A 10,590-nucleotide genomic window follows, 5' to 3' on the forward strand; every position below is an offset into this window, starting at 1 on the left:
GCCGAGGCTGCCCATGCCGGCCAGGCGCAGGGTGTCGACCGCCGGCACAGCCACGCCGTTCCACGCCAGCGACCCCATCCACAGCGCGTTGCTCACCGGTGGCGGAGCGAGGGCAGATTCGGGCAGCGTGGCGACGATGGCGTGGGCATCGAGCGCCAGGCGCTGCCCACCGGCGCGGAACACCAGGCAGGTGACCTTGTCACCCGCGCCATGGCCCAGGCGGTGTTCGTGGCGCTGCCCGGCAAGGCTGTCGGGCACCAGGGGCAGGCCCGGCATGGCGGCAAGTTGCGCGGTATCGAGCACGACCCCGCGCGTGTCGCCGTGCAGGAAGCCAGCGGCGGCAAGACGGTGGAGCGGCGCGTCGTCAGGATAGTGCAGGGCGCCCAGCGCGCTTTCGGGCAGGCGGGCAATGCCTTCGATGCAATCGAGCAGAAGGCCGGTAACGCCGCCTTGGTGCCGCACGATCGCGACGATGCCATCGTGCACGCATGCCGGGGCCAGGCCCAGCATCAGCCCCATGTCGATGACGGGGATGATCGCCCCACGCACCGCGATGGCCCCGGCCAGATCGGGCCGGGTGATCGGAAAGGGCAAGAGCTGCGCCGGCCGGGGCACCACCTCGCGGATCGCTGCCGTCGCCATCGCCAGCGTGATGCCGGCTACCTGCAACAGGCCATAGAGGCGCGAGGTTGCGGCTGGCCCGGCCGGTTCAGGCGGGGTCATGGGCGGCGGCGGCCAGTTCCTGGATCAGGGTGACGATGTGGCGCGCCACCTCGTCCTGGGCCAGGGCAGAGCGGGTGATCACTTCGATCGCAGAACTGGTGTCACCCACGCTGGCGGCGATCGCACTGAACGCGCTTTGTGCAGCCTGGGCGCGCTCGGTGCCCATGCCGATGCGCACCAGGCTTTCCTCGATCAGCCGGCTGATATCGCGCGCAGCGGTGCTGCTGCGTTCGGCCAGCTTGCGCACCTCGCCCGCCACCACGGAAAAGCCGATGCCATGCTCGCCGGCGCGCGCTGCCTCGATCTCGGCATTGAACGCGAGCAGGTTGGTCTGCCCGGCGATCTCGGAAATGACGCGCACGATCTCGGCAATCCCGGTGGCCGATTTCTGGATCAGTTCGATCGATTCGAGCGCAGACTTGAGCGCCACGCCGCCTTCATCGGCCTTCGTCTCGGTCAGATTGGCCAGCTTGTTGGCGGTTTCGGTGCTGCGGTTGATTTCCTCGATGGTGCGGCCCAGGCGATCGGCCACGCCGGCGGTTTCCTGCGATCGCGCGGCGATCTTCTGCTCCAGGCGCACCTGCTCGGTTACGTCCGTAGCGTATTTGACGATGCGGCGCGGCTTGCCGCGCAAATCGAGCACGGGATTGTATGTCGCCTGGATCCAGACGTCGCGGTTGTGCTTGCCCACGCGGTGAAACCGGCCCGACTGGAACTGCCCCTGGTTGAGCGCAATCCAGAAATCGGCATATTCGCGGGTGCGGACAAACTCGGGCAGGCAGAACATCGCGTGATGCTGGCCCAGGATCTCGCGCGGGGAATAGCCCATAACCGACAGGAAATTGTCGTTGGCGCTCACCACGTTGCCATCCAGATCGAATTCCACCACGGCCATGGCGCGGTCGATCGCTTCCAGCTTGGCTTCGTATTCGGCAGTGGACAGGCGCTCGGCGGTGATATCATAGGCTATCTTGAGCACCCGCTCCAGCTTGCCATCGGCACCGCGGATCGGGGTGTAGGAGGCGCGCACCCAGATATCCGTCTCGTTCTTGCCCACGCGCTTGTAGGCGCCATGGCACACCTGGTCGCGGCGCAGGGCGGCCCACAACTCGCGATAGGCATCCGATGCGGCCGTGTCCTTGTCGCAGAACAGCGTGTGCGACTGGCCCATCACCTCGGCCAGGGTATAGCCGGTCAGCTTGAGATAGTTTTCGTTGGCGGCCACCACTTCGCCATCCATGGTGAATTCCACCAGGGCCACGGCGTGATCGAGTGCGCCGAGCTTGGCCTGCGCGTTGAACCGCGCCAAGCCATCGCGGCTGATGTCGATGCCCACCGCCAGGATGCGCGTGGGCAGCCTTTCGGCGGTATCGAGACGCGTGAACGCCAGGCGCACCCACACCGGCGGACGATCCTGCACCGCCAGGCGCAGCGCGGCAACCTGGCCCTGGCCATCGGTCAGGCGCTGCCAGAAGGCCGGCTCCGTGCTGGGGTCCTGCAAACCCTCGTGGCAAAGATTGTGATAGCGCCGCCCGACAAGGTCTTCGGCCGGCTCGCCGAGCAGATGGGCAAAGTTTTCGTTGGCGCCGATGATCACGCCGTCGCCGGTGAACTCGCACAGCAGCAGCGCGCGTTCGATCGCGTCGTTGCGCTGCACGGTCGCGTTTTCCTGCGCGCGCTTGCGATCGGTGGCGGAAATCGGTGTCTGGTCCGTCATGGCCTGAAAACCCCCAGTTCAAAACCCCATCCCCGGGGGTCGCGCGCGTTGTGCCGTGTGGGTGGTGGTGTAACCAGGCCATGGTTGATCGCGCTTGTCCCCGCGCCTGCGCATTGCCACGCAGTATCGGCCACAGGATGCCATGCGCAATTCCGGGCTTGATTATGTCAATTGAATAAGTAGACAAACAGGGCAAATGCCCAGCGACCAGAGGATGCCATGAGCGACACAACGCCAGAAACCCGCACGCCCCGTCCCGAAACCCTGGCCCTGCATGCCGGCTGGCGCGCCGATCCGGCCACCGGCGCGGTGGCCGTGCCAATCTACCAGACCACGTCGTATCAGTTCGACAGTACCGAGCAGGCCGCCAACCGCTTTGCCCTCAAGGAACTCGGGCCAATCTATACGCGGCTGGGCAATCCGACGACCGACGTGCTGGAACAGCGGGTGGCGGCGCTGGAGGGCGGGGCCGCTGCGGTGGCCGTGGCATCGGGCCAGGCGGCCTCGACCTATGCCGTGCTCAACCTGGCGCGGGCGGGTGACAATATCGTCAGCTCCACCGATCTCTATGGCGGCACCTGGAATCTGTTTGCCAACACGCTCAAGGATCTGGGCATCGAGGTGCGCTTTGTCGATCCGGCCGATCTGCAAGGCTTTGCCCGCGCGACCGACGACCGCACGCGGGCCTATTACGCGGAAAGCCTGCCCAATCCCAAGCTGGTGGCCTTTCCGATTGCCGAAGTGGCGGCAATCGGGCGCAAGCTGGGCGTGCCGCTGATCGTCGACAATACTGCCGCCCCGCTGCTGATCCGCCCGTTCGACCATGGCGCGGCGGTGGTGGTCTATTCCTCGACCAAGTACCTGGGCGGGCATGGCACCTCGATCGGCGGCCTGATCGTGGATGGCGGCAACTTCGCGTGGGACGAATTTCCCGAACGCCAGCCGCTCTTCAACCTGCCCGATCCCAGCTATCACGGCGCGGTGTGGGCGCGCGATATCAAGCCGCTGGGGCCGATCGCCTATGCCATCCGCGCCCGCGTGATCCTGCTGCGCGACATGGGCGCGGCGCTGTCGCCGTTCAACGCGTTCCAGCTGATCCAGGGGATCGAAACGCTGCCGCTGCGGATCGAGCGGCACAGCCAGAACGCGGCGGCGGTGGCGCAATGGCTTTCCGGCCATGCCAAGGTCACGCGCGTGATCCATCCCTCGCTGGCCCAGGGCCGCGCGGCAGACCTGGCCGCGAAATATCTGCCGCACGGGGCAGGGGGGCTGGTCGGCTTCGAACTGGCCGGTGGTGCCGATGCCGGGCGGGCGTTCATCGATGCACTCAAGCTGTTCTACCACGTTGCCAATATTGGCGATGCGCGCAGCCTGGCGATCCATCCGGCGTCTACCACCCATTCCCAGCTTTCTGCCGAAGAGCAGGCCGCTGCCGGGGTCAGCCCCGGTTATGTGCGCCTGTCGATCGGCATCGAGCACATCGACGATATCCTGGCCGATCTGGAACAGGCACTGGCGGGGGCGTGAATCGCATGTTTTGAACAGGCTGGCGGTTGACTTCCCAGGGGGGCGCGCAAATGTGGCGCACCCCCAACTCCTTCCGGGATTTGCCGATGCGCTCGTTGACCGCCCGCCTTTCTGCCGCCGCCGCCGTTCTCTCGCTTGCGCCCGCCATGGTGCCCACCCTGGCCCACGCCGCGGCGCCTGCACCCGATGTGGCCTGGGATCTGGTGCGCGACCTGACCACGCAGGTCGGCCCGCGTCCCGCTGGCAGCCCGGCCGAGGCCCGCGCCCGCGAGTGGGCCGCCGCCCGCCTCAAGCAGCTGGGCTTCCAGAACGTGGCAATCGAGCCGTTCACCATGCGCGCCTATCGCCGCGGGATCGACAAGGCCGAACTCGTCGGCTTTGCCGCGCAGCCGCTGGCGATCACCGCGCTGGGCTATTCCGGCGCCACGCCCGAGGCGGGCATCACCGCGCCGCTGGTCTACTTCCCCTCGCTCGCCGCGCTGGAAGCGGCGCCCGATGGTTCGCTGTCCGGCAAGATTGCCTTTATCGATCATGCCATGGCGCCAACCCAGGATGGCAGCGGCTATGGCCCCTATGGCAACGTGCGGCGCAAGGGGCCGGGCGTGGCCGTGGCCAAGGGCGCGCTGGCGGTGGTGATCCGCTCTGTCGGCACCGACAAGCACCGTAACCCGCACACCGGGGTGATCAGCTGGGCCAAGGGCGTGAAGCCCATTCCCGCCGGCGCAGTATCCAATCCCGATGCCGATCAGATTGCGCGGCTCGCCGCCACCGGCCAGCCGCTCAAGCTGCACCTGACGCTGACCGGCCAGATCATCGACAATGCGCCTTCGGGCAACGTGGTGGGCGAATTGCCAGGTCGCGATCCTTCGCTGCCGCCGGTGCTGGTGGCGTGCCACCTCGATAGCTGGGATCTGGGCACCGGGGCGATCGACGATGGCGCCGGCTGCGCCATCGTGGCTGGCGCGGCGCTGGGCGCGCAGACCAGCGGGCCCGATGGCGGCAAGCCGCTGCGCACGATCCGTGTGCTGTTTGCCGGTAGCGAGGAAGTGGGTGGCTTTGGCGGCGAAGCCTATGCGCAAAAGCATGGCAAGGAGCCGCATGCCCTGGCGATGGAAAGCGATTTCGGCGCAGACCGGGTATGGCGGGTGATCACCAATTTCGCGCCGTCAGCCGATGCGGTGAAGGCGCGCCTGCTGGCCGCGCTCAATCCGCTGGGCGTGGTGCCGGGCGATGGCACGGCCAATGGCGGCGAAGATGTGGGCGCGATCATTGCCGCGCAAAAGCTGCCGGTGGTGGACCTGAACCAGGACGGCACCCACTATTTCGATCTGCACCACACGCCCGATGATACGCTGGACAAGATCGATCCGGCCACGTTGGCGCAGAACGTGGCCGCCTGGCAGAGCACGCTGGCGATCGTCGCCAACGAGCCTGGGCCGATCGCCGCGCGTTAAGCGGCGCGCGCTGGCCCGCCAGGGTGGTGATCAGCCTGCCTGGTCAGCCTTGGCGGCCAAGCGTTTCGGGGAACAGCACCACGGTGGTTACGCCGGGATTGGCGGCCCCGTCGGTGCCGCTGCGCACGCGGTGGCTGCCGCCCAGCTGCGCCACCAGCCCGGCAATGATCGCCGTGCCCAGCCCGCGCCGCGTGCGCACGCCGCCCGGGATATGATCGGCCGGATCGGCGGCCGGCATGCCGCGGCCATTGTCTGCCACGGTCAGACACAGCCGGGCATCATCGACCCGTTCCAGCCGCACGTCGATGCGCCCGGGCTGGCCAGGCGCAAAGGCATGCTTGAAGCTGTTGGCGAGCAGTTCGGTCAGCAGCAGCACCAAAGGCAGCAGGCGGCCCACCTCCAGCCGCACATCCTCGGCCACCACGTCCACGTCCACCGCATCGGCATCGGCCATTTCGCGCGCCAGGTTCACGGCCGAGGCCAGGATTTCGCTGATCGGCTTGGTCTGCGCGGCCGGATCATAGAGCTGGCGATGCACCCGGCCCATCATCTCGATGCGCTGGTCCGCGCGATCGATCAGCGGCAGGGCGAGTGCTGGGTTGCGTTCGATCTGGCGCCGCTGCAGCCGCAGCATCGAGGCGACCGAGGCCAGGTTGTTGGCTACGCGGTGCTGCAATTCTTTGAACAGCAAGGCTTGGTTTGCCGCCATCTCGGCCAGGCGCGCTTCGCTTTCCTCCAGCTGCCGCTGGCGGCGGGTGAGGCCATCGATCAGCACGATGTCTACCGCCACCACGCCGGTGTAGAACAGCATGGCCGTGGCCACTTGCGGGGTAACGAAAAAACTGAATTCGGGCGGCACGAAAAAGTACCATGCTGCCAGGCCGCTCAATATCGCGCAGACGATGCCCGGGCCGCGCCCGGCGATGAACGTGGCGATGATGACCGCAGGAAAGAATGTCAGGAACGGAAAGCCTGGCGGAAACAGATCATCCGCCAGCCAGCGCAGCAGCAGCGCCAGCATGAACAGCACGATGCCCACCGTATAGCGGGTGGGGGGGCTGCAGGATTGCAGGCCGCGGATGGACCAGAGCGGGGGGCGCGGCGCAGACGTCATTCCTTCCAGCATTGCCCGATGGCGCACCCCAGCGCAACCGTCGGCTCGACACGGCTGTCCAGCCCGTCCTAAAGGGCATGAGGCGTGGGCGATGGCCGCAGTGCATCACCGCGCGGCGCGCAAGTGGCATGGAGAGCATGGGATGGCAGAAGGCAACAGCGGGATCGGCGATGTGCGCGCAGCAGCACAGGCGCTCGCGCCCAAGATCGTGTCCTTGCGCCGCGCAATCCATGCCGAACCGGAACTGGGCCTGCACAACCCAGCCACGCGTGACAAGATCCGCGCCGCCCTGGCGCATCTGCCGCTGGAATGGGCGCAGGGGCCATCGACGACGGGATTGGTTGCCACCTTGCGTGGCGGGGCCGTGCCGGCTGGCGCGGATCGGCCCTGCGTTCTGCTGCGTGGCGATACCGACGCCTTGCCCATGCAAGAGGAAACCGGGCTCGATTTTGCCTCCACCATTCCCGGCGCGATGCATGCCTGCGGGCATGATACCCATGTCGCGATGCTGGCCGGCGCGGTGGAACTGCTGGCCGCGCGGGCGGAAGGACTGGCGGGCGATGTGCGCTTCATGTTCCAGCCCGGCGAGGAAGGGCACCATGGCGCGCGCTTCATGATCGAGGATGGGCTGCTGGGCGATCCGCTGCCCGATGCCGCGTTTGCGCTGCACATCATGCCCAACAGCCGGCATGGCCTGGTGGCGGGACGGGGCGGCGCGCTGATGGCCTCGGCCGACCAGTTCGAGATCGTGGTGGAGGGGCGCGGCGGTCATGCCTCGATGCCGCACGATGCGCTCGATCCCGTGCCGGTGGCGTGCGAGATCGTGAGCGCGATCCAGGCGATGGTCACGCGGCGGTTCTCGGTGGCCGATCCGGTGGTGGCCACGGTGGCGCGGATCGAGGCGGGCAGCGCGCACAACGTGATCGCCGATCGCGCGCGCATGATCGGCACCTTGCGCACGCTGTCGCCCGGCAACCGCACGCGTCTGCGCGCGGCGTTGGAAACCTGCGCCACCCATGTCGCCGCCGCCCACGGCCTGACCGCGCAGGTGACGCTGCACGAGGGCTTTCCCGTGACGATGTGCGATCCCCGCGCGGTGACCCTCGGCGAAGCGGTGGCCCGCGATCTGGCCGGGCCCGAGGCCTTTGTCCGGCTGGACCACGCCATCATGGCCGCCGAAGACTTTTCCTATGTGCTCGAACAGGTGCCCGGCGCCATGTTCTTCCTGGGTGTGGCACACGAGGGGGCGGACTGGCGCCATGCCTGCGGCATCCATTCCACCCGCATGGTGGTGGATGAAGCGGCCCTGCCGACGGGCACCGCCCTGCTCGCCGGGTGCGCGCTGCGCTATCTGTCGCAGGGTTTTGCCGGTTTGCAGGTGTAGCGCAAAATTTTCGCTATCGCGGGGAACCGCTCCCGGCCCTGGCGCATTTTGCCGCCATTAAGTGGCATTCTGCCATGGGTCGAGAGAACATCAGGAACAAACGTTTGTCGAGTGACAGGGCAGATCAGGCGCCGGAGCGCCCGGACGAGGCCACGAAGGCGGGTGAAGCCGCGAGCGGCGACGACAGGGCGTTTTACGATGCCGGCGGCGCTGGGCAGTCTGCTGGCCCGCAACGTGCAAGCCAGGCCGGTGGCGCCTATGACGACAGCGCCGAACGGTTCCTTGCCAACCATCCTGACGATGCTTTTATCGGTGCCTCTGGCGTGCTGTTCGAGCAGGCCATGGCCCAGACCCGCATGGCCGTCTGTCTGTGCGATCCGCATACGCCCGACGCCCCGATCGTCTTCGTCAACCGCGCGTTCCGCTGGCTGACGGGCTATGAAGAACATGAGATCATTGGTCGCAACTGCCGCTTCCTGCAGGGGCCGGGAACCGATCGCAGCGCTGTTGCCCGTATTCGTCAGGCAGTCGAAAACGAAGACGTGGTGGTGGTGGAACTGCTCAATTATCGCAAGGACGGTTCAGCGTTCTGGAACGCGCTGCACCTGGGCCCGATCTATGACGCGCAGGGGCGCCTGATCTATTATTTCGGCAGCCAGTGGGACGTGTCCGACGTGCGCGCCGCCCGCGCCGACGAACGCCACGCCCGCGAATTGGCGCGCGAACTGTCGCACCGCATGAAGAACATGTTCGCGGTGATCGGCGGCATCGTCAACTTTACCGGGCGCAGCCGCGGAATCGAGGTTGAGGCGCGCGAGATCAACGATCGCATCCAGGCCCTGGGCCGCGCCTATGAAACCACGCTGGACGAGGCATCGAGCGGGTCGATCGAAGTCGGCCAGGCGATCCGTTCGGTGCTGTCGCCTTATGACCCGGATGGAAAGCGCATTCATTTCAAGGGCAACGGGTTACGCAGCGATTTCTCCGCGGTTTCGGTGCTGGGCCTGTCGCTTCACGAACTGGCGGTGAACGCAGCCAAGCATGGCGCGCTCAGCAGCGATGGGGGCGAGGTTACGGTTGCCTGGCAGAAGAACGGTTCCAGCGAGGCACCCACGATCGTGATCGACTGGATCGAACAGGGCGGGCCGGCGGTAAACCCGCCCGAAAACAACGCGGAGGCGCCCACCATGGGGATCGTCGACCGCATGCTGCACATGGCAAGGGGCAACATCATGCGTGACTGGCATCCCGATGGATTGAGGGCAAGGCTGCGCGTTCCCCTGCGCGAGGACGCAGTCTGATGGGCCAGTCGTGTTGCCCGAATGATGGTTGTCGCGTGCTGGTGCTCGATGACGAGCCCCTCATTCTGCTCGATCTGGAATTTGCGGTGGAGGACGCAGGTTGCGTTCCGCTGACCGCGCTTGAACTGGCCGAAGCGCTGGCAATTGCCGAGAGCGAGCACATCGTGGCGGCCATTCTCGATGTCTCGCTCGCCCATGGCCAGACCTGCGCCCCGGTGGCCAAGGCACTGGCGGAACGTGGCGTGCCCTATGTCCTGCATACCGGCGATCTTGATCGCATGGATGAAGCCGTGCGCAAGCTAGGCGGCGTGCTGGTGCCCAAGCCCACCCCGGCGGCGGTTGTCGTCAGCCGTGCCCTGGAAGGCGTGACGCAGCGCCAGGGTGCCTGAGCCCAGGCGTATCCGCGCCCTGGTTTAAACGCAGGCAAGTTTTGCTTGGGCTGGTGTTTTTCACGACCAGCCCCTATCTCGCGCGCCATCGGAAGGAGTTTCCATGGCGACGACGCACAAGACCCGCATGCTTATCATCGGTTCCGGCCCGGCAGGCCTGACGGCGGCCATCTATGGCGCGCGCGCCGGGATGGAGCCGATCGTGGTGCAGGGGCTGCAGCCCGGCGGGCAGCTGACCATCACCACCGATGTCGAAAACTATCCCGGCTTCCGCGACGTGATCCAGGGCCCCTGGCTGATGCAGGAAATGGAAGCGCAGGCGCAGCATGTCGGCACGCGGATGATGTGGGACACCATCACCGATATCGATCTGGCCGGCCCTCCGTTCCGCGCCGTCGGCGACAGCGGCGATATCTATGAAGCCGATACCCTGGTGATCGCCACCGGTGCCCAGGCCAAGTGGCTGGGCGTACCGGGCGAACAGCTGCTGTCGGGTAAGGGTGTTTCGGCCTGCGCCACCTGCGACGGGTTCTTCTATCGCGGCAAGAAGGTGGTGGTGATCGGTGGCGGTAACACTGCCGTGGAAGAAGCACTCTACCTTACCAACCATGCCGAGCATGTCACGCTGATCCACCGTCGCGACAGCCTGCGCGCCGAACGCATCCTGCAGCAGCGCCTGCATGCCCACCCCAAGATCAGCGTCTTGTGGAACAAGGCCGTGGCCGCGTTTTCAGGCGATCCGATGGCTGGCGGCCTCAAGGCGGTGGAACTGGTCGATACGGTGACCGGCGAAGGCAGCCGCGTGGAAACCGACGGCGCGTTCGTCGCCATTGGCCATGCGCCGGCTACCAGCCTGTTTGCCGGCAAGCTCGCGCTCGATGAAAGCGGCTATATCGTGGTTGAACCCGGTACGCCCAAGACCGCCATCCCCGGCGTGTTCGCCTGTGGTGACGTGATGGACCACACCTACCGCCAAGCCGT

9 protein-coding genes are annotated in these 10,590 nt (G+C 66.7%); 6 read left to right on the top strand and 3 right to left on the bottom strand.

Translation table 11 applies throughout. The annotated features are described in order from the left end of the window. Together H926_RS32440 and H926_RS26710 are read right to left on the bottom strand one after the other, a co-directional pair. Positions 1 to 723, bottom strand: a 723-nt coding sequence (locus tag H926_RS32440; RefSeq protein WP_028657825.1) for a chemotaxis protein CheW, incomplete at its 3' end; no start/stop codon positions are given. Next, on the bottom strand, positions 710 to 2,440 hold the full coding sequence (locus H926_RS26710) for a PAS domain-containing methyl-accepting chemotaxis protein (RefSeq protein ID WP_022676188.1): 1,731 nt from the start codon (positions 2,438 to 2,440) through the stop codon (positions 710 to 712). The genes H926_RS26710 and H926_RS32440, both read right to left, overlap by 14 nt. 219 nt (positions 2,441 to 2,659) lie before the next feature. Here H926_RS26710 and H926_RS0110075 point away from each other — a divergent pair, with 219 nt between their 5' ends. Together H926_RS0110075 and H926_RS0110080 are read left to right on the top strand one after the other, a co-directional pair. Beyond that, complete coding sequence (locus tag H926_RS0110075) at positions 2,660 to 3,967, top strand: O-acetylhomoserine aminocarboxypropyltransferase/cysteine synthase family protein (RefSeq protein WP_022676189.1); 1,308 nt, start codon at positions 2,660 to 2,662, stop codon at positions 3,965 to 3,967. Positions 3,968 to 4,053: 86 nt separating this feature from the next. Next, complete coding sequence (locus tag H926_RS0110080; protein ID WP_028657826.1) at positions 4,054 to 5,421, top strand: M28 family peptidase; 1,368 nt, start codon at positions 4,054 to 4,056, stop codon at positions 5,419 to 5,421. A gap of 43 nt (positions 5,422 to 5,464) precedes the next feature. Here H926_RS0110080 and H926_RS26715 read toward each other — a convergent pair whose 3' ends face one another. Next, the gene (locus H926_RS26715; RefSeq protein ID WP_051146318.1) at positions 5,465 to 6,535 is read right to left on the bottom strand and encodes a sensor histidine kinase; all 1,071 of its coding nucleotides are present in this window, start codon (positions 6,533 to 6,535) and stop codon (positions 5,465 to 5,467) included. Between the two features lie 142 nt (positions 6,536 to 6,677). Between H926_RS26715 and H926_RS0110090 the strand changes: the two genes are divergently transcribed. The 4 genes from H926_RS0110090 to trxB form a co-directional block, all read left to right on the top strand. Then, positions 6,678 to 7,919, top strand: coding sequence for a M20 family metallopeptidase (locus tag H926_RS0110090; RefSeq protein WP_043608958.1), 1,242 nt, complete (start codon positions 6,678 to 6,680; stop codon positions 7,917 to 7,919). A 104-nt stretch (positions 7,920 to 8,023) separates the two neighbouring features. Further along, the gene (locus H926_RS26720; RefSeq protein WP_022676193.1) at positions 8,024 to 9,220 is read left to right on the top strand and encodes a PAS domain-containing protein; all 1,197 of its coding nucleotides are present in this window, start codon (positions 8,024 to 8,026) and stop codon (positions 9,218 to 9,220) included. Positions 9,221 to 9,255: 35 nt separating this feature from the next. Next, positions 9,256 to 9,609, top strand: coding sequence for a response regulator (locus H926_RS26725; RefSeq protein ID WP_233253887.1), 354 nt, complete (start codon positions 9,256 to 9,258; stop codon positions 9,607 to 9,609). A 103-nt stretch (positions 9,610 to 9,712) separates the two neighbouring features. Next, positions 9,713 to 10,590 (top strand): thioredoxin-disulfide reductase (gene trxB, locus H926_RS26730; protein WP_237741008.1); only part of this gene is annotated, 878 nt, incomplete at its 3' end.

The organism is Novosphingobium sp. B-7, assembly GCF_000410615.1.
Lineage (GTDB): Bacteria > Pseudomonadota > Alphaproteobacteria > Sphingomonadales > Sphingomonadaceae > Novosphingobium > Novosphingobium capsulatum.

Excerpts from the sequence above, each read along its gene's own strand:
- H926_RS26710 (WP_022676188.1), bottom strand. The coding sequence starts at position 2,440 with ATGACGGACCAGACACCGATTTCCGCCACCGATCGCAAGCGCGCGCAG.
- H926_RS0110075 (WP_022676189.1), top strand. The coding sequence starts at position 2,660 with ATGAGCGACACAACGCCAGAAACCCGCACGCCCCGTCCCGAAACCCTG.
- H926_RS0110080 (WP_028657826.1), top strand. The coding sequence starts at position 4,054 with ATGCGCTCGTTGACCGCCCGCCTTTCTGCCGCCGCCGCCGTTCTCTCG.
- H926_RS26715 (WP_051146318.1), bottom strand. The coding sequence starts at position 6,535 with ATGACGTCTGCGCCGCGCCCCCCGCTCTGGTCCATCCGCGGCCTGCAA.
- H926_RS0110090 (WP_043608958.1), top strand. The coding sequence starts at position 6,678 with ATGGCAGAAGGCAACAGCGGGATCGGCGATGTGCGCGCAGCAGCACAG.